Raw genomic sequence first — 17,750 nt, forward strand, 5'->3', positions numbered from 1 at the left:
AGATAAAAGACAAAAGATAGTAAGTTTAGAAGGAACATTATTTTAGGAGGTCTAAAATCTTAATTCTAACAGCTAAAATCTAACTTCTTTTTATAGATTTGCTCCCGAAAACTTTCGGGATAAAAATTTACTATGATTTCAGTTGATAATTTAGCGGTAGAATTTGGCGGAACAGCTTTATTTAGTGATGTGTCTTTCACTATAAATGAAAATGATAAAATAGCCCTTATGGGAAAAAATGGTGCGGGAAAAAGTACCATGATGAAGATTGTAGCAGGAGAACAAAAAGCAACTCGTGGGCAAGTGCGTTTTCCAAAAGATGCCGTAATTGCTTATTTACCACAGCATTTATTAACTGAAGACGATTGTACCGTTTTTGAGGAGGCTTCTAAAGCTTTTAATCATGTGTTTGAAATGCGTGATGAAATGGATCGCCTTAATAAGGAATTGGAAACTAGAACCGATTATGAGTCTGATGACTACATGAAAATCATTGAAAAAGTATCCGATTTAGGTGAAAAATATTATGCTTTAGAAGATGTGAATTACGATGCGGAAGTTGAAAAAGCATTAACTGGTTTAGGTTTTAAACGTGCCGATTTTACGCGTTTAACAAACGAATTTAGTGGTGGTTACCGTATGCGAATTGAGTTGGCTAAAATCTTACTTCAAAAGCCAGACTTAATTCTATTGGATGAGCCTACCAATCATATTGATATTGAATCTGTAATTTGGTTGGAAGATTTCCTATTGAATAAGGCTAAAGCAGTTATGGTAATCTCGCATGATAAAGCTTTTATAGATAATATTACTAACCGAACCATAGAAGTTACTATGGGCCGTATTTATGATTACAAAGCCAACTACTCGCATTATTTACAATTGCGTGAGGAACGAAGAGCGCACCAGGTTAAAGCCTACCAAGAGCAACAAAAGTTTATAGCCGATAACATGTTGTTCATTGAGCGTTTTAAAGGTACTTACTCTAAAACCAATCAAGTAACATCAAGAGAACGTATGTTGGAAAAATTAGAAATTATTGAAATTGATGAGGTTGATACTTCTGCTTTAAAATTACGTTTTCCTCCTGCACCGCGTTCTGGTGATTATCCGGTAACCGTTAAAGATCTATCAAAATCCTATGACGGACACGTTGTATTTAAAGATGCCAATATGTCTATTTCTCGAGGGGAAAAGGTGTCTTTTGTTGGTAGAAATGGCGAAGGTAAATCTACAATGATAAAAGCGATTATGGGTGAAATCGATTTTGAAGGTAAATGTGCTTTAGGACATAATGTAAAGGTTGGATATTTTGCACAGAATCAAGCTTCATTACTAGACGAAAATTTAACTATTTTTCAAACGGTTGATGAAGTAGCCGAAGGTGATATACGTACCCAAATTAAAACTATTTTAGGTGGTTTTATGTTTAAAGGCGACGATATTGATAAAAAAGTTAGCGTGCTTTCTGGGGGTGAAAAAACCAGATTAGCCATGGTGAAATTACTATTGGAACCGGTTAACTTATTAATTCTGGATGAGCCTACCAACCATTTAGATTTGAAATCGAAAGACGTATTAAAAGAAGCATTAAAGAATTTTGACGGTACTTTAATTTTAGTATCTCACGACCGTGATTTTCTTCAAGGATTATCCCAAAAAGTTTTTGAATTTAAAGACCAACGTGTTATTGAACATTTTGAAACTATTGACGATTTTTTAATTAGAAACCGAATTGAAAACTTAAAACAAATAGATTTAAAAAAATAATTGCGTATTTGTTAATTATATATATTTATACCAAAATTTTCAGGCTATAAAACCCTAAGAGTTTTTAGATTAAATATATTGTTAATATGCTTTTATTTAAAAGGATTGAAACTGGTTTTTGGGGGTTAGCTATAGCTTTACTAGTTATAATTTGCATTGGGGTAATTGATTATCATACGGGAGTTGAATTATCCTTCTCTTTTTTTTACATTATTCCAATAGCACTTTTAGCAATGTATGGTACCGAAAATAAATCATACATTATTATAGTTTCTGTGGCTTCTGCCTTTTGTTGGTTTTTTTCAGATTTTTATAACCGCGATTATTCATTAATTTTTTATCCAATTTGGAATACCTTAGTCCGATTATTTATTTTTTTAATTATTGGATTGTCTCTTTTAAATTTAAAGATAAAAGGGAAAAAGTTGAATCTTATTAACGAAGATTTAAATTTACTAAATAATGAAAAGAATAAGATGATTGGTGTGGCAGCGCATGACTTAACCAACCCCATAAGCGCTATAAATTCATTTTCCAATTTATTAGTTAGTGACAAGGAAAATTCAAAAGAAGATTTTATTGAAGGGTTAACTATTATTGAAAGTCTTAGTACAAATACGCTTGCAGTATTGAAAAATCTGTTAAATGTTTCTACTATTGAATCTGGAAAAGTAGATTTAAAAATAAAGAAACTCAATTATATCCCGTTTGTAAAACAACAATTGGTTTATAACCAAATTTTAGCAAGTAATAAAAAGATTCATATCGATTTTAATACAGAAATCGATGCTATCGATCTTCATTTTGATAATCACTATTTAAGCCAAGTTGTTGATAATCTGTTGTCTAATGCTATAAAATATTCCGAGGCACATAGTGAAATTAAAATTAAAATTTCTAAAGTTAATAATAACCAAATCTTAACTGAGATAATAGATAATGGCAAAGGAATCCGCGAGGAGGAATTAGAAAAATTGTTTAATTATTTTCAGAAAACAACAACGGTACCCACAGACGGAGAGAGCAGTACTGGTTTAGGACTTGCCATAGCTAAAAAAATAGTAACCATGCATCAAGGTGAAATTGGTGTAAAAAGCACATTAAATCGAGGCTCTGTTTTTTACTTCAGCTTACCTATGGTTTACAAGGGAAATGTTAGTTAGTCTGTATAACCTTCTCTATCACGAATAAAAAGTGTTAGGAATTTATCCAATAATCTCAATATTCAGTTTTACTTTTTTAATTTAATTCACTTAAATCTTTATGGAACAATCTTCACCTTGGATCATATTATTAGCTTTTGTACTATTCCTTTTGTTTTTAGATTTTTTTGTACTTCATAAGAAAAACAAACAGCCTACTATGAAGAAGGCGTTATTTGAAACCATCTTTTTTGTATCCAATGCACTGTTATTTTCTTTTTTTATACATTGGGTCTACACCACAGGGTTAGTAGATAATATCAATAATTTAAAACCTGCTGATGCAGTCGTGAAATACTTAACTGGTTATTTTATTGAACTGTCATTAAGTGTGGATAACCTGTTTGTTATTGCTATTATTTTCACCTCGTTTAAGGTGCCATCGCAACATCAACATAAATTACTTTTCTTAGGGATTTTAGGAGCTATAGTTTTTAGAGCTATTTTAATTGGTGTTGGCTTAGTGCTTATTAATAAGATTCATGGCATGAATATTATTTTTGGATTGTTTCTATTGTACACAGCATTTAAAATGCTTAAAAAGGAGGCGGAACATGAAGCGGTTCATGAACCAAAGGGTATTATGAAACTTTTTAGAATCAGCAAGAGTTTTGATGGTGGAAAATTTATAACAAAGGTTAATGGTAAGTGGGTTTTTACAGGGTTATTTGGAGCGCTAATTTCTATTGAATTAGCAGATTTATTATTTGCTTTAGATAGTATTCCCGCCATATTTGCAATAACAACCGATCCGTTTTTGGTTTATAGCTCTAATATTTTTGCTATTTTAGGATTACGGTCTTTATATTTTTTCTTGTCTAATATGCTTGAAAAGTTCATCTATTTAAAGTACAGCGTCTTCTCCATACTGGTGTTTGTTTCCATAAAATTAATATCTGCTAATTATGTGGATATTCCAGAATGGTTTTCATTATTATTTATAGGATTATCTTTAATTATTGGTGTATATGCTTCTTTAATTAACGTAAAAAGAGGCGATTAAAGGATTGAAGTTGTAGACTTATTTATATTCAAAAATTATTATTCCTATTAAGTATATATAATTAGTAGGAATAATATATATTTGCCTGTAATTAATATAAATGGTAAATGATTAAATATAAATTTTACACGATTAACTTATTGTTAGTTATAGTGTTATCAACTAAAATTCATTCTCAAAAGCAAATTGAAACTCAGCAATTATTCTGGATGCGCTATAACTTAAGTCTTAAATTTAATGAAGATTATAAGTTAAGATATGAAGTAGAAGAGCGTCTTTATCATAGTCCATTTCGCCAACATCAATTCGTAAATAAGGTACATTTAGAGAGAGGCATAAATAAAAGCTGGTTTGCGGGTATCGGTTTTAGTCATGTGGTACAATCCCTTCCTCAGAACCCACAATCAGAAGTGACTGAAACTCAAATGGAGCTACGACCACAAATTGAAATTGAAAATAAACAAAAACTCCTGGAAAAGTTGTTCATTAGTCATAGGTATTGGACAGAATTTAGGTTTTTTGAACAGCCCGATAATACATATGATTTTAGTAATGTAAGAATGCGCTATAAACTTGAACTGAATTACAATTTAACAGAAAAAATAACTCTGAAAGCATTTGATGAAATTCATATAAATGTTGGTAATCAGGTTGTTCATAATGTTTTTGATCAAAATCGATACGGGGGAAGTTTTCAATTGATGCCTTCTCGGGATTTAGGCTTCGAACTGGGTTATATAAATTGGTTTCAACAAAAGAAAACAGGAATAGATTTTTACAACCGGAACATTGTTAGATTCACTATTCACCAAAATATAAATATGAAAAAACAAACCAAAACTAGTTAGTTATGTCTGAAATATTCAATTCTTTAACAATTCCTTTTCTATTAGCTATGTTTCTGGCGGTTACTATGGGTGGGAGTGGTACAGCTCCTGCTTTCTCGGCTGCATATGGTGCCAATGTTATTAAAAGAACGATGATTCCTGGTTTGTTTGGTATTATGGTTCTTACAGGTGCCTTAATAGCGGGGAGTGAAGTTTCTCTAACTCTAGGAAAAGGGCTTTTAGAACAGTCATTTTTCACACCATTTAATACCTCTATTATTTTGCTTTCAATAGCTTTGTCTTTGCTATTTGCAAATTTATTGGGAGTTCCTCAATCTGCTAGTCAATCTACGGTTCTAGCAATTGCTGGGGCAGCAACAGCTTTAGAGGGATTGAATTTTCATAAATTGTTTTTTGAAATTATTCCAACCTGGATTATCCTTCCAATCATCTCTTTTTTCATAATGCTTTTCCTTTCTAAATGGATTTTTCCATTAATAAAAAATAAAGTTTTGTCACAAGATTACTCGCATCTTAATGAACATAAGGGTTTAAAAGCACTTCTAATTTTGTCTTCTTTATATGTTGCGTTTTCTATTGGAGCAAATAATGTGGCAAATGCAGCAGCACCAATAGCCTCCTTAACGGCAAACGAAATAGGGCAGGATTCTATTCAAAATTTTCTTCCAATAATTATTCTGTCTGTATTAATTGTGGCGCCTTGTTTTGCGATAGGAAGTTCCTTGTTGGGTCATCAAGTAACTAAAACAACTGGAAAAGAAATTGTAGAAATAACTCCGTTTTATGCAACTATTATTGCTGTTATTGTGGCTAGTTTAATTCTATTAGCTTCGGTTACTAGGGGGATTCCAACTTCTTTGGTGCAGTTGAATGGAGCTGCTTTTATAGCCCTTAGTGTTAGTAAACATGGTTTTAAACCCACATTTAGTAATAAAACTGTAAAACGATTTTTTGTAATTTGGGGAGTTGCTCCAATTTTTTCCTTTTTATTAACCTTATTGCTTATTTGGTTGTTTAAGTAGTTTTAATAGTAATTGTTTTCATCAATCAGTTTTTCAACGGTAACCGTTTGACTTATTGGGTATACCGAAGGCCCGAATTGGTTAAAAAGAGCAACATCTGCGGCATCGTGGCCATAACCAACGGTTACATAACCTCCTTTTGGTCCTATTTGGGTAGCATCAAAGGTGTACCAGCGTCCGCCCACGTAAGCTTCAAACCAAGCGTGCATATCCATAGGTTCTAGCTTATACAAGTAACCTACAGCCATACGAGCAGGAATACTTAGAGCTCGACAAAGTGCAATTCCTAGGTGTGCTAAATCTCTACATACTCCAGATTGTCTGTAATTTACCTCGATGGATGAAATAGGGTAGTCACTACTTCCAGGAATATAGCTAATAGTGTTGCGTAACCAAGTTTCAATTGCAGTTACTTGGTCGTAACCTGGTAGCTGATTGTATGTTATTTCCATGGCTAATTCGTTAAACCTGTCGGATTCGCAGTACCTGCTTGGTAATAAATAACTAAGAATGTTATCTGGTAAATTTTGTATATCAACAAAATGAGCTCCAGGAGCGATGTCTACAAATTCAGCAGTTTTAACATCGGCATTTGTTTGAATTGAAAAGTATCCGGGAGGTGCAATAAGTCGTTGACATAAATTACCATAATCATCAGTAAACTCCAGAACAGGAATATTAGGCTTAATTTTAAATTCGTCTCTGGCTACCCACTGATTTAAGCCACTTTTTGGCCGTAACATTAGTATAAAAGGTGTAGGTACTTCTATTTCAAATAGTAAGTCGCAACCAATTCGTAACCACATAATACTAATAATTTAAATACAAATTAACTATTTATTAATAACTCAAATGTAAGGGTTTGTGTGTAAATGCAGTAAAAATAAATTCTCTAATTTTTTTTAACCTATTAATTTATAAAAAAGCTAATTAGAATTCCTTTGAATTATAAATACCTTAATTAATCTGCCATAAAATGATAGTTTAATAACATTTTATTCTTTGTTTTTTATTAGCATTCAATTATAATACTCAAGATATACCGATTGTTACAAAGGAAATAGGTAGAATACGTTAAGACCTGTCTTCTGGTTTTTTTTGCGATTTATGAAAGCGCTTTTTAATTGTTATTCTTTTGTTTAAGTTAATAGAGGAGTACACTCTTGTTCGATTCAACCAACAAGTACTCTAAGGTTTTAAAATACTTGTTAACGTTTGCATACCAACCGTAGCACTTTCTGCAATAACAGTTAAACCTTTTTTACTAGAAACATTTGGATTTGGGTCAATAAAATAAGTTGGAGTGTTTATAGGCACACAATTCATTAAACCTGCAGCAGGGTAAACTTGCATAGAAGTGCCAATAATTACTAAAATATCGGCAGTTTCACAGATTTTTCTCGCTTTTTTAATTAACGGCACATCTTCACCAAACCAAACAATATGAGGGCGTAATTGGTAACCATTGGGGCAGAGGTCGCCTACCTTAATGTCCGATCGGCAATCAAAAAAGGTTAAGGAATCTGCCACACTTCTCGACTTTATTAATTCGCCATGTAGATGCAAAACATTGGAGCTACCTGCACGTTCATGTAAATCATCTACATTTTGGGTAATGATGTTCACTTCAAAATTAGATTCAAGTTTTGCTATATCGTAATGCGCCTTATTGGGCTCAACTTCAAATAATTGTCTTCTACGTTGGTTGTAAAATTCTAATACCAGTTCCGGATTTTTAGCAAAACCTTCTGGTGTAGCAACTTCCATAACATCGTGACCTTCCCATAAACCATCAGCATCTCTAAAAGTTTTTAGGCCACTTTCAGCACTCATGCCAGCACCTGTAAGTATAACAATGTGTTTTTTCATAGTATAAAAATAGTTTATTTTTTTTCCGTGAAAGCAAAAATCCTAATACTTTCGTTAATTTTATGATATGATTGATATAAAATTATTAGAACACCTAGAAACTTTTTTAACCCATTCACGCAAAGAAAAATTTGATAATGTTTTGGCACAACGCACTAAATATTTTACGGTTGCAACCGAAGATGTGTATCAATTACACAATACCAGTGCTGTAATTAGAAGCTGCGATGTGTTTGGAATACAGGAAGTTAATATTGTTGAAGAACGCAATTCCAAACGTATAGATAGAGAAATTGCTATGGGAGCACAAAAATGGGTAGACTTAAATAGGTTTCATACAGTTAAAGATTGTATCATCGATTTAAAACAAAAAGGCTACCAAATTGTAGCTACTACACCGCATACCAATGATTGTGAATTGCATGATTTTGATTTTACTAAAAAATCTTGTTTTTTCTTTGGAAGAGAAACTGAAGGCTTATCGGATGAAGTTTTAAGAGCAGCTGATTCTTATTTAAAAATACCCATGGTTGGTTTTACAGAAAGCTTGAATATATCGGTTAGTGCGGCCATTATTTTACAACATGTTACTACCAAACTGAGACAAAGTAATATTAATTGGCAATTAACAGAAGCAGAGCTACTTGAAAAGCGGTTGGATTGGATTAAGAAAACCATAAAAAGTTATGATGAAATTGTGGCAAGATATTACACTAAATAAGCTTAATGCTTAATCTGTTCATTTTTATAGTCAGATAAAACCTTTAAAAATTCCTCACTATAGTTAAATAATTTATCTAAAAGTAGAATGTTATTATCTTCCGAAAGGAGTTTGCTATCTATGTTTTTGTTTGCACAATAATCAAAAAATAGAGGAATGTAGATTTCCGGTATTTTAAAATCGTTTTTTAAGAGCTGCTCATTCATCAGTTTGTGGTTCGCAAATAATGAATCTAATTCTTTATAAGTTATGGATGTGTTAGGTGTTTCTTTGGTATTTTCTTTATTCTTAAAAAGTTTTGCAATGAGTCCGGCTATTTTAATAAGATCTAAATTTCCACTTGGTGGTGCACTGTATAAATGTGGATTGTTCTTCATGTCATTTTTTAATTGGAGCCCCATATCAACGGTATATGTTTCTGCATTAAATGGTTTTTTAATTTCTTCGGAGATTAAAACTTCATCAAGATTATTTATAATTTTTTTTATTTCAATAACGATAGTGTTTTCAAAAGAAAGTGCACTGATTAATACTTTCTTTTCCTCATGAAATAAAGACGTTATTTTTAATGTGTCTTGAACAGAAGCTGTAATAGAAAAATCGCCAAATTCATTACTGTAAGTGAAACTGTTTTTGCTAATGTTTGAAATTTTGGCTCCTTTTACAGAAGCTTCATTATCGTATATTTTGCCATGAACTTGTTGCGCTATTACGAAAATTGGAAACAGAGTAAACGCAGTGATTACGATTAATTTAAACATAAAACAAACAAAGTTTTGTGTAACAGATGATTTGTAAATGTAATTAAATGAATAGTTTACGTGTTATTATTTGTGAGATTTTAACACAGATGTTAACTCTAATTTATGATGTAAAAAAAAAAGGAAGCATTTGCTTCCTTTTAAATTTATATAAAGTAAAAACTTTAAATTTTATTTCCTCTACTTCGGTTTAAAACCTTGTACTCCTCATAACATTCGCTAATAGCATCCAGTATTTGAAGATCGTTTGCCGTTTGTATAAAACCCTTAGAATAGTTACACTGACTTACAATTTCATCTAAATCAACACGATCTACTTGTAATAAAGCCAAAAGCATTTCTCTATCAAATCGAGAAGCCAAAAGGTTTCTAATTTCATCATCTTCCTTCATCTTTTTAAGCTTACGCATTTCATTTGGATTTTTACCAAACATGCGATGTAGAAAATCTACAGGATTGAAAAGTGACCCCACAATTTTCGAAATTGTAGAGGTTTTTCCAGCTTCATAACCACTTGTTAAACCAGATATACTATAGCGATAATTATTATTAATTATTGGAACTTGCTTAATATCAACCTCTAAATATCCTGTTAATTTTATGTTGTTTACAACTACTTCTTCAAGTGCTAAAGCTAATTCAGTAAGCTCAATTTTTGAACTTCCAAACTTTAACCAGTCATTGGTTACTCTAACTTTTATAGATTTAAAACCTAAATATGAAAAATGCAACGTATCATTAACCTGTGCTTTAATTTGAAAACTACCTTCTTTACCTGTTGCAGTACCAATAACTTGGTTAAGGTTAACAATATTTACGTTTTCCAGTGATTCTCCGTTTGAAGCATTAACTACAACTCCCATAACACTATTTAATTCTTGAGCCATTGAAATGGAAGAAATAAATAATAAGGTAAAAAGCAGTAGGTAATTTTTCATGAAACTAATAGGTTATCTATATATGGTTATAAAAGTACTAAACAAAAAACTATTTCTTAGGTAGATGTTTTTATTTTGACTTAAAATTAACAAAATGTATTAATTAGCGTCTAGAACGTCTTGGTCTTGAAACATCAGATTCTTTTGGTTTGAAATCGCCACCAGAACGTCTTGCTGCTCTGTTAGATCCAGCGCTTTCAGATTTAAAATCGCCAGAACGTCTTGACCTTGAATCGCTGCCACTACGTCTTTCACTACGGTTTGAATCGCCTCTAGAACTAGAGCGACGATCGCCGCCGCTACGTCTTTCACCGCTTCGGCCTCCGCCACTGCGTCTGTCATTGCGTCTTCCGCCGCCACCACGGTTTTCAGATACTTCAACATTTACAAAGCGACCGTTATGTTTGTAATCCGTAAAGAAGGCTAATATTTTATCTTTTAATTCATTTTCAGTATTGAAAAATGAGAAACTATCTTTTACCTCAACTTTAAAGACGTCATCTCTACCAAGTTCTAAAACTTCTTTTAAGAAATCTTTTAACTGCATCCAATCGAAACCATCTTTGCTACCTACGTTTATAAAATAGCGTGTAGAGTCTGAACTGCCTCCAAAATCGCGTCCTCCATCTCTATCACGAATATCGGCATCCGAAATATTTAGGTTTTTAGATTTCTGGTAATAATTGAAGAAACGTGTAAACTCAACGGAGAAGAATTTTTTAATTAATTCATCCTTTGAAGTGTCTTCGAATAATTCATTAATACTACTTAAATATTTATCAATTTCGTGATTAATTTCTGTATTATGAATTTTATTGGCAAGCGACATTAACTGAACTTCACAAATTTCCATGCCGTTAGGAATGTCTTTTTTCTCAAATTCACGTTTTATGATGCGCTCAATACTTTTAATTTTACGAACTTCACTTTTAGAAACAATAACCATGGAAACGCCCGTTTTTCCAGCTCGACCAGTACGTCCAGAACGGTGTGTATAGGTTTCAATTTCATCAGGAAGTTGGTAATTAATTACGTGTGTAATGTCATCTACATCAATACCACGAGCAGCCACATCTGTAGCTACAAGCATTTGTATTTGGTTGTTTCTGAATGACTTCATTACTAAATCACGTTGATTTTGACTTAAATCCCCGTGTAAAGCTCCAGCACTATAACCATCTTCAATTAATCGTTCCGCAACTTTTTGAGTGTCATTTTTAGTTCTACAAAAAACTACTGAAAAAATATCTGGATTCGCATCAGCCAATCGTTTTAAAGCGTCATATCGATCTCTTGAATTCACCAAATAATATTCGTGAGTAACTTGACTTGTACTTTCGTTTTTATTACCTACAATTATTTCTTGTGGGTTTTCCATGAATTTTTTAGCAATCACAGAAACCTCTTTTGGCATTGTAGCCGAAAATAACCAAGTGCATTTTTCTTCTGGGGTGTTTGATAAAATATCGGTGATGTCTTCATAAAAACCCATGTTTAGCATTTCATCGGCTTCATCTAAAACAGCATATTCAATTTTAGAAATATCAACTAAACCTCGGTTAATCATATCTTTAATTCTACCAGGCGTAGCCACAATAATTTGCGCTCCTTTTTTTACATCGCGTGCTTGGTCTGTAATGCTAGATCCGCCATATACAGCAACCACGTTAAGTCCTTTACAGTATTTACCGTAAAGTTTCATTTCGTTGGTAATTTGTAAACAAAGTTCGCGAGTTGGCGATAAAATTAAGCCTTGGGTTGTGCGGCTATCCACATTTATTTTATGAAGCATTGGAAAACCAAATGCAGCTGTTTTACCAGTTCCTGTTTGGGCAAGGGCCACTAAATCAGTTTCAGATTCTAATAAAATTGGGATTGCCTTACTTTGTACTTCACTAGGTTTTGTAAACCCTAAATCTGTAATGGCTTGTAATAGGTCGTCATTAAGACCTAAATCTTGGAATGTGTTCATTCTTTTGTATAAGTATTCGATTGTATTATGTAGTGTTACACAAGAAGCGAATCGACATACTTAAACCTAACCTTCTAGCAACACATCCTCACTCTGAGGAATTTATTTCAAGCGGCAAAGGTAATTATTTATTTTTAATTTACACTATTTTATGAAATTGTTGCTTAAATGATTGTAAATCAGTATTTTTTGTTGCTTAAATACGGAGATTTAATTTATGAGATTATTGAAAAAGAAACAAAAATTACAAGGTTAGCATCCAAGTGCGTTGCAATTGTTTGAATTTTTTTAGTTCGCTACGAAGAATTGGTAAAAAATCTTTTCCGTTACTATTTGAACGTTCTAAGCGGTATGAATTTTTGTAAAGCATGTTTGTTAAATGTCTTAACGATGCAATATGCTTATATTTTCTGTCCGAATAACGTTCCAGTTCTGCATTTACAATTTCTGGTGCTAATGAAACGGATTGTTGAACAATGTCTCCCGTAAAATAGATATTGCTATCTTCAGATCCATCAGGTTTTAAACCAGACAAATCATGATTAAAGTACATAGAAATACTTTGAGATAAGGTAAATATCTCAATAGCTTTTTTGTAAATCGGTAATTCCGATAGGTATGATGGGGTATTGGGTGACATAATCTTATTTTCTTAGGAGCTTCCTCAAAATTACAGACAAGTAATTATATATAGCTTTAAATTTTAAAGTAAAACCGTATATTTACTTTAAAATTTAATTTATTAATACTTAATTTGTTTAATTATGGAATTAGATATGCTTAACTGGAAGATTTTGAAGTGTTTACAAGAAAATGCTAGACAATCGAACGCTGAAATTGGTAGAAATGTAGGGATTAGCTCGCCTGCAGTGTCTGAGCGTATTAAACGAATGGAAGATGCTGGCATTATTTTAGGCTATAAAACGGTGGTATCTCCATTGGATATGGGATACCAATTAAAGGCTATAATTACGTTGCACGCATTTATTGGAAAATTAAAACCTTTTTTGGAAAAGGTAAAGACCTATGATGAAGTTTTAAATTGTTATCGGATTACCGGAAATGAAAATATTGTTATGGAAGTGTTGCTTAAAAACCAAAAGCATCTAGAGACTTTTATAGACCAACTTATTGTATATGGAGAAACGAAGACTCAAATTGTTCTGTCTCATGTAACACGTTTTAAGGAAGTGAAACCTATAAAATAATTTTTTACTGAATTGAAAATTGTATTTTTGAGTTTTAAACAAAAAATAGAATGAAGCCTTTTATAGTTTTTTTGGTATTATTAATTTCTTTAACGAATTGTGCACAGAAAAAGCAACCTCTTTTAGGTGAAACCGATTTTCAAAAGGAGTTAAACGCTGAGTATAAGGATGCAACCACCTCGCCTTTAACAGATAAAGATAGAAAGCAATTTGAAGGTTTAGATTTTTTTAAATTTGATTCTACCTATATTGTTACTGCAACATTAGAGAGAACACCAAATACAGCGTTCTTTAATATGAAGACTACTACAGATAGAGTTTCAAAAGAACGAATTTATGGTGTATTGTCGTTTGAAATAAAAGGAAAGCCATACAAGCTTAATATTTATCAAGGGCAGGATTTAATGACAAAAGCAGGTTTTGAAGACTATTTATTCTTACCTTTTTTAGATGAAACCAACGGATTGGAAAGCTATGGTGGCGGGCGTTACATTGATGCCAGAATTCCTAATGGTGATACTATGGAAATTGATTTTAACAAAGCCTATAATCCTTATTGCGCATATAACGAGAAATATTCTTGCCCATTAGTTCCAAGAGAAAATTACTTGAAAACCAGAATTGAGGCTGGTGTTAAGGCTTTTAAGAAAAATTAGTTGTTTGTTGTAGTTTTTTGAAGCGCCTTCTAATTCTATTAACCTATGTTTCCACTAACTTAACTAAATACATTCCTAAAAACACGGCTAAAAATCCAACTACAAAACTCGCAATGGTATAAATGGCGAAATTTGAAAAATCTCCAGATTTTATAAACAAATGATTTTCGTAAGCAAAGGTTGAAAATGTTGTAAAGCCTCCACAAAATCCGGTAGCCAATAGCAAGGTTTGATTTTGAGATAATGTGTTGTTTTTAGCAGCTAACCCCAATATAAACCCAATTAAAAGACTTCCTAGAATATTGGCAGTAAAAGTACCGAAAGGAATACCTGTTCCGGTATTGTTTAAATATTTTCCAATAATATACCGTAGAACACTACCAAAACCACCTCCTAAAAAAACCAATACCAGTTGCTTCATCTATTGTAAAGTATCCTTTTCTTTAATTGCAATATAAATTTCCGTAATTAAATTGGCTGGGTTAACGGTGTTCTCGGGGTTATTCAAATAGGTTTCAAGCATCGGCCCATTTTCAGCAAACTCATATCCATTTTTAGGAACGTACTTTCTGGTAGTTTCCCAAGCTTCTTTTAAGTGGCTATAATTGCCTTTTAAGGTTGTTTTTACGGCTTTAAAACTTTCAAATTTACCAGTAATGATATCGTCTCCCTCAGCAGTTATAACTTGCTCAACTGTAGGGATTCCACAAGAAAATATGGTGGCATTGTTGGCTTCATCCCAAGTATGATAATTTACAAATGGCATGCCAGCCATGGTAACTTTGTTTTTTTTAGCATAATTAATTACTTTGGGTAACATATCTTGAATTTTACTTTCAAGTTCACTGATTTTGCATGATGTAGTAGTGTATAAAAAGTAACCGCCACTATGGTTGGTAATGCCATTTACGGTAATACTATATTTTTTCATTTCTTCTAAAACGGCACTTTCAAGTTTCTCAAGACTTCGTTCGTAATACGGGCCTATTTGTTTATCCATACCACCAGTGAAAATGGTGTATGCTTTAAATCCAAATGGTAAATCTTTACCGGCAATCGTCCAAGTAACATCGGTTGTGCCATTTTTATTTTTCTTGAAAGTCCAATTAATTTCGGATGCAGGGTAATCTGCAAATTGCATTTTTTGAACGATAAGTGCATTTTCAATCGTTTCGGTTGTTTCCATCGTGCCAACCCCATCCTTATCTTCCCAAGAATACGAACCTCCTACACCTTCAGTTTTATTAGGTAACGTAATTTTCATTTCAGGATTTTTCTCAACCCAAGCCGACCAATAGGCCCAATTTTTAAAGTCAATTACATTGTCATAAATCACTTCCGCAGGAGCATTTATGGTTCGGGTTCTTGTTACCTCAAACGTGTTTGGTTGAACTGAAATATAAATAGAAGTTCCTATTATGGCAATTAATAATAAAAAGGCTAGGTACTTGAAAACTTTCATTTTAAATCTTTTAAATGGGAATGTAATTCAAAGATAAACAATTTTAAATTCTCGTTAATAAATTATTACATTTGTACTTTAAAAAATAGATATTCGATAATCAAAACAGCTTAAACGAAAAAAATCAATAATTAAGAATGATTATTTAAATATTTTCACAACAAATTAAATAAATATGAAGATTAAAGCGCTATTAACTGTTGTTTTTGTAGGTACCCTATTACTATCTTGCGGTCAAGACAAATCAAAAGAAAGCCAACAAACATCAAAAATTGAACAGACCACGTTCGATTACAATGTAGAACAATTTGCAGATATTAAGGTACTGCGGTACCAAATTCCGGGTTGGGATGATTTAACCTTAAAGGAGAAAAAGTTAGTATATTATTTAACACAAGCTGGTTTATCAGGTCGAGATATTATTTGGGATCAGAATTATAAACACAACCTTAAAATTAGAAAAGCTTTAGAAACTGTTTATACCAACTATACAGGAGATAAAACAACAAAAGATTGGAATGCGTTTGAAACTTATTTAAAGCGCGTTTGGTTTAGTAACGGTATTCATCATCATTATTCAAATGATAAAATTAAACCAGAGTTTTCATCAGATTATTTAAAGGAACTGTTTGCAGCTACTAACGTAAAATTGGAAGAGGATGCTTTCAATGTTATTTTTAATGATGAAGATTTAAAGAAAGTAAATCAGGCCAAAGGTGTTGATAATGTTGCTTTATCGGCTGTTAATTTTTATGGTGAAGGTGTAACAAACAAAGATGTAGAAACATTTTATGCGTCTAAAAAATCCCCAGATCCTACAAAACCCTTATCATTTGGGTTGAATTCTCAATTGGTAAAAGAAAATGGTGTTTTGAAGGAACGGGTATATAAATCTGGAGGGTTATATGGTTCTGCTATTGATGAAATCATAAAATGGTTGGAGCTAGCAAAAGGTGTCGCAGAAAATGAAAAGCAAGCTAACGCTTTAGGGTTGTTAATTTCTTATTATAAAACGGGGGATTTACAAACTTGGGATGATTATAATGTTGCTTGGACAGCTGCCACCGAAGGGAATATAGATTATATAAATAGTTTTATTGAAGTGTATAACGATCCATTAGGTTATAGAGGTTCCTACGAAACTATCGTGCAAATTAAAGATTTTGATATGTCTAAAAAGATGGCAGTATTATCAGATAATGCACAATGGTTTGAAGATAATTCGCCTTTAATGGATGCACATAAAAAGAAAAATGTTGTTGGTGTGTCTTATAAAACGGTGAATGTAGCAGGTGAAGCAGGTGATGCTTCCCCAAGTACCCCAATAGGTGTTAACTTGCCAAATGCAAACTGGATTCGTGCAGCTGTTGGTAGCAAATCAGTGTCTTTAGGAAATATTGTTGACGCTTATAATAATGCAGGGGGATCTGAACGATTAAAAGAGTTTGCTAATGATGCTGAAGAATTAGAACTTGAAGAGAAATACAGTAAACTAGCAGATAAATTACATACAGCTTTACATGAAGTTGTAGGACATGCTTCAGGTCAATTAAACCCTGGTGTAGGTGAAACTAAAGAAACTTTAAAAAATTATGCATCTACATTAGAGGAAGGTCGTGCCGATTTAGTAGCCCTTTATTATTTGTATGATAGTAAAATTCAAGAATTAGGTTTGGTTGATGATTGGGAAAAAACTGGTAAAGCGGCCTATAATGATTATATTCGAAATGGATTGTTGATGCAATTAATTCGTTTAAACTTGGGTGACGACGTTGAAGAAGCGCACATGAGAAACAGACAATGGGTTTCTGCTTGGGTTTTTGAAAAAGGAAAAGCGGATAACGTCATTGAAAAGATAACAAGAGGTGGAAAAACTTATTACAACATTACTGATTATGTAAAATTACGTAAGCTTTTTGGAGATTTATTAAGAGAAACTCAACGTATTAAATCTGAAGGTGATTTTAAGGCTGTTGAGGCTCTGGTAGAAGGATACGGTGTGAAAGTAGACCAAAAACTTCATGCGGAAGTATTGGAACGTAATAAGCAATTTAAATCTGCACCATATTCAGGATTTGTAAATCCAGTTTTAGAAGCTAAAATGAATGAGGCAGGAGATATTATTGATGTTAAGGTAGTTCAACCAAAAACATTTGCCGGTCAAATGCTTGATTATAGCAAACGCTATAATTTTTTACCGGAAGTAAATTAATTAATACGATTTGAAAAAAATAAAAAAACAGAATCTTTATTAAGGTTCTGTTTTTTTATTTACACTAAAAACTAATAGGATGAGATTGATAACAATTAGGGCGCTA

At 32.4% G+C, this 17,750-nt stretch carries 17 protein-coding genes; 9 read left to right on the forward strand and 8 right to left on the reverse strand.

Annotated features, from left to right (window positions below; genetic code table 11):
* Window positions 1-132: 132 nt before the first annotated feature.
* From ABYI63_RS13360 to ABYI63_RS13380, 5 genes are all read left to right on the forward strand, one after another.
* A complete protein-coding gene (locus ABYI63_RS13360) occupies window positions 133-1,770 on the forward strand; it encodes an ABC-F family ATP-binding cassette domain-containing protein (protein WP_372756916.1) in 1,638 nt (545 codons plus the stop codon).
* Window positions 1,771-1,856: 86 nt separating this feature from the next.
* Entirely contained in the window at window positions 1,857-2,933 is a 1,077-nt protein-coding gene (locus ABYI63_RS13365; protein ID WP_372756918.1) for a sensor histidine kinase, read from the forward strand.
* 100 nt (window positions 2,934-3,033) lie between these two features.
* On the forward strand, window positions 3,034-3,975 hold the full coding sequence (locus ABYI63_RS13370) for a TerC/Alx family metal homeostasis membrane protein (RefSeq protein ID WP_372756920.1): 942 nt from the start codon (window positions 3,034-3,036) through the stop codon (window positions 3,973-3,975).
* Between the two features lie 140 nt (window positions 3,976-4,115).
* The gene (locus ABYI63_RS13375) at window positions 4,116-4,823 is read left to right on the forward strand and encodes a DUF2490 domain-containing protein (RefSeq protein WP_372756922.1); all 708 of its coding nucleotides are present in this window, start codon (window positions 4,116-4,118) and stop codon (window positions 4,821-4,823) included.
* 2 nt (window positions 4,824-4,825) lie between these two features.
* Window positions 4,826-5,845, forward strand: a complete 1,020-nt coding sequence (locus tag ABYI63_RS13380) for an anion permease (protein WP_372756924.1) — start codon at window positions 4,826-4,828, stop codon at window positions 5,843-5,845.
* A 2-nt stretch (window positions 5,846-5,847) separates the two neighbouring features.
* Here ABYI63_RS13380 and ABYI63_RS13385 read toward each other — a convergent pair whose 3' ends face one another.
* Window positions 5,848-6,651 (reverse strand): transglutaminase family protein, encoded by an 804-nt coding sequence (locus ABYI63_RS13385; protein WP_372756926.1) that lies wholly within the window; start codon window positions 6,649-6,651, stop codon window positions 5,848-5,850.
* A gap of 382 nt (window positions 6,652-7,033) precedes the next feature.
* Entirely contained in the window at window positions 7,034-7,714 is a 681-nt protein-coding gene (locus ABYI63_RS13390) for an NAD-dependent deacylase (protein WP_372756927.1), read from the reverse strand.
* 67 nt (window positions 7,715-7,781) lie between these two features.
* Here ABYI63_RS13390 and ABYI63_RS13395 point away from each other — a divergent pair, with 67 nt between their 5' ends.
* Window positions 7,782-8,435 carry a TrmH family RNA methyltransferase gene (locus ABYI63_RS13395; protein WP_372756929.1) on the forward strand — a complete coding sequence of 218 codons (654 nt, stop codon included), beginning with the start codon at window positions 7,782-7,784 and terminating at the stop codon, window positions 8,433-8,435.
* A gap of 2 nt (window positions 8,436-8,437) precedes the next feature.
* On the opposite strand, the gene ABYI63_RS13400 is transcribed toward ABYI63_RS13395, so the two are convergent.
* The 4 genes from ABYI63_RS13400 to ABYI63_RS13415 form a co-directional block, all read right to left on the reverse strand.
* Window positions 8,438-9,196: a hypothetical protein gene (locus ABYI63_RS13400; RefSeq protein ID WP_372756930.1), complete on the reverse strand. Its 759-nt coding sequence runs from the start codon at window positions 9,194-9,196 to the stop codon at window positions 8,438-8,440.
* A 164-nt stretch (window positions 9,197-9,360) separates the two neighbouring features.
* Complete coding sequence (locus ABYI63_RS13405) at window positions 9,361-10,134, reverse strand: carboxypeptidase-like regulatory domain-containing protein (protein WP_372756931.1); 774 nt, start codon at window positions 10,132-10,134, stop codon at window positions 9,361-9,363.
* 103 nt (window positions 10,135-10,237) lie between these two features.
* Complete coding sequence (locus tag ABYI63_RS13410; RefSeq protein ID WP_372756932.1) at window positions 10,238-12,106, reverse strand: DEAD/DEAH box helicase; 1,869 nt, start codon at window positions 12,104-12,106, stop codon at window positions 10,238-10,240.
* A gap of 244 nt (window positions 12,107-12,350) precedes the next feature.
* Window positions 12,351-12,746: a hypothetical protein gene (locus ABYI63_RS13415; RefSeq protein ID WP_372756934.1), complete on the reverse strand. Its 396-nt coding sequence runs from the start codon at window positions 12,744-12,746 to the stop codon at window positions 12,351-12,353.
* Between the two features lie 124 nt (window positions 12,747-12,870).
* On the opposite strand from ABYI63_RS13415, the gene ABYI63_RS13420 reads away from it, so the two are divergent.
* Both ABYI63_RS13420 and ABYI63_RS13425 read left to right on the forward strand, forming a co-directional pair.
* Window positions 12,871-13,314, forward strand: a complete 444-nt coding sequence (locus ABYI63_RS13420; RefSeq protein ID WP_372756935.1) for an Lrp/AsnC family transcriptional regulator — start codon at window positions 12,871-12,873, stop codon at window positions 13,312-13,314.
* A 50-nt stretch (window positions 13,315-13,364) separates the two neighbouring features.
* Window positions 13,365-13,970 carry a DUF1684 domain-containing protein gene (locus ABYI63_RS13425; RefSeq protein WP_372756937.1) on the forward strand — a complete coding sequence of 202 codons (606 nt, stop codon included), beginning with the start codon at window positions 13,365-13,367 and terminating at the stop codon, window positions 13,968-13,970.
* Between the two features lie 43 nt (window positions 13,971-14,013).
* On the opposite strand, the gene crcB is transcribed toward ABYI63_RS13425, so the two are convergent.
* The gene (crcB, locus tag ABYI63_RS13430; RefSeq protein ID WP_372756938.1) at window positions 14,014-14,391 is read right to left on the reverse strand and encodes a fluoride efflux transporter CrcB; all 378 of its coding nucleotides are present in this window, start codon (window positions 14,389-14,391) and stop codon (window positions 14,014-14,016) included.
* A complete protein-coding gene (locus tag ABYI63_RS13435) occupies window positions 14,392-15,432 on the reverse strand; it encodes a GyrI-like domain-containing protein (RefSeq protein WP_372756940.1) in 1,041 nt (346 codons plus the stop codon). It lies immediately after the preceding gene.
* A gap of 175 nt (window positions 15,433-15,607) precedes the next feature.
* On the opposite strand from ABYI63_RS13435, the gene ABYI63_RS13440 reads away from it, so the two are divergent.
* The gene (locus ABYI63_RS13440; RefSeq protein ID WP_372756941.1) at window positions 15,608-17,644 is read left to right on the forward strand and encodes a dihydrofolate reductase; all 2,037 of its coding nucleotides are present in this window, start codon (window positions 15,608-15,610) and stop codon (window positions 17,642-17,644) included.
* Window positions 17,645-17,750 lie beyond the last annotated feature (106 nt).

This window comes from Mariniflexile sp., from assembly GCF_041583155.1.
GTDB lineage: Bacteria > Bacteroidota > Bacteroidia > Flavobacteriales > Flavobacteriaceae > Mariniflexile.

What these genes read in the sequence shown, in the direction of transcription:
- ABYI63_RS13360 (WP_372756916.1), top strand. Translation starts at nt 133, where the DNA reads ATGATTTCAGTTGATAATTTAGCGGTAGAATTTGGCGGAACAGCTTTA.
- ABYI63_RS13365 (WP_372756918.1), top strand. Translation starts at nt 1,857, where the DNA reads ATGCTTTTATTTAAAAGGATTGAAACTGGTTTTTGGGGGTTAGCTATA.
- ABYI63_RS13370 (WP_372756920.1), top strand. Translation starts at nt 3,034, where the DNA reads ATGGAACAATCTTCACCTTGGATCATATTATTAGCTTTTGTACTATTC.
- ABYI63_RS13380 (WP_372756924.1), top strand. Translation starts at nt 4,826, where the DNA reads ATGTCTGAAATATTCAATTCTTTAACAATTCCTTTTCTATTAGCTATG.
- ABYI63_RS13385 (WP_372756926.1), bottom strand. Translation starts at nt 6,651, where the DNA reads ATGTGGTTACGAATTGGTTGCGACTTACTATTTGAAATAGAAGTACCT.
- ABYI63_RS13390 (WP_372756927.1), bottom strand. Translation starts at nt 7,714, where the DNA reads ATGAAAAAACACATTGTTATACTTACAGGTGCTGGCATGAGTGCTGAA.
- ABYI63_RS13395 (WP_372756929.1), top strand. Translation starts at nt 7,782, where the DNA reads ATGATTGATATAAAATTATTAGAACACCTAGAAACTTTTTTAACCCAT.
- ABYI63_RS13400 (WP_372756930.1), bottom strand. Translation starts at nt 9,196, where the DNA reads ATGTTTAAATTAATCGTAATCACTGCGTTTACTCTGTTTCCAATTTTC.
- ABYI63_RS13405 (WP_372756931.1), bottom strand. Translation starts at nt 10,134, where the DNA reads ATGAAAAATTACCTACTGCTTTTTACCTTATTATTTATTTCTTCCATT.
- ABYI63_RS13410 (WP_372756932.1), bottom strand. Translation starts at nt 12,106, where the DNA reads ATGAACACATTCCAAGATTTAGGTCTTAATGACGACCTATTACAAGCC.
- ABYI63_RS13415 (WP_372756934.1), bottom strand. Translation starts at nt 12,746, where the DNA reads ATGTCACCCAATACCCCATCATACCTATCGGAATTACCGATTTACAAA.
- ABYI63_RS13420 (WP_372756935.1), top strand. Translation starts at nt 12,871, where the DNA reads ATGGAATTAGATATGCTTAACTGGAAGATTTTGAAGTGTTTACAAGAA.
- ABYI63_RS13425 (WP_372756937.1), top strand. Translation starts at nt 13,365, where the DNA reads ATGAAGCCTTTTATAGTTTTTTTGGTATTATTAATTTCTTTAACGAAT.
- crcB (WP_372756938.1), bottom strand. Translation starts at nt 14,391, where the DNA reads ATGAAGCAACTGGTATTGGTTTTTTTAGGAGGTGGTTTTGGTAGTGTT.
- ABYI63_RS13435 (WP_372756940.1), bottom strand. Translation starts at nt 15,432, where the DNA reads ATGAAAGTTTTCAAGTACCTAGCCTTTTTATTATTAATTGCCATAATA.
- ABYI63_RS13440 (WP_372756941.1), top strand. Translation starts at nt 15,608, where the DNA reads ATGAAGATTAAAGCGCTATTAACTGTTGTTTTTGTAGGTACCCTATTA.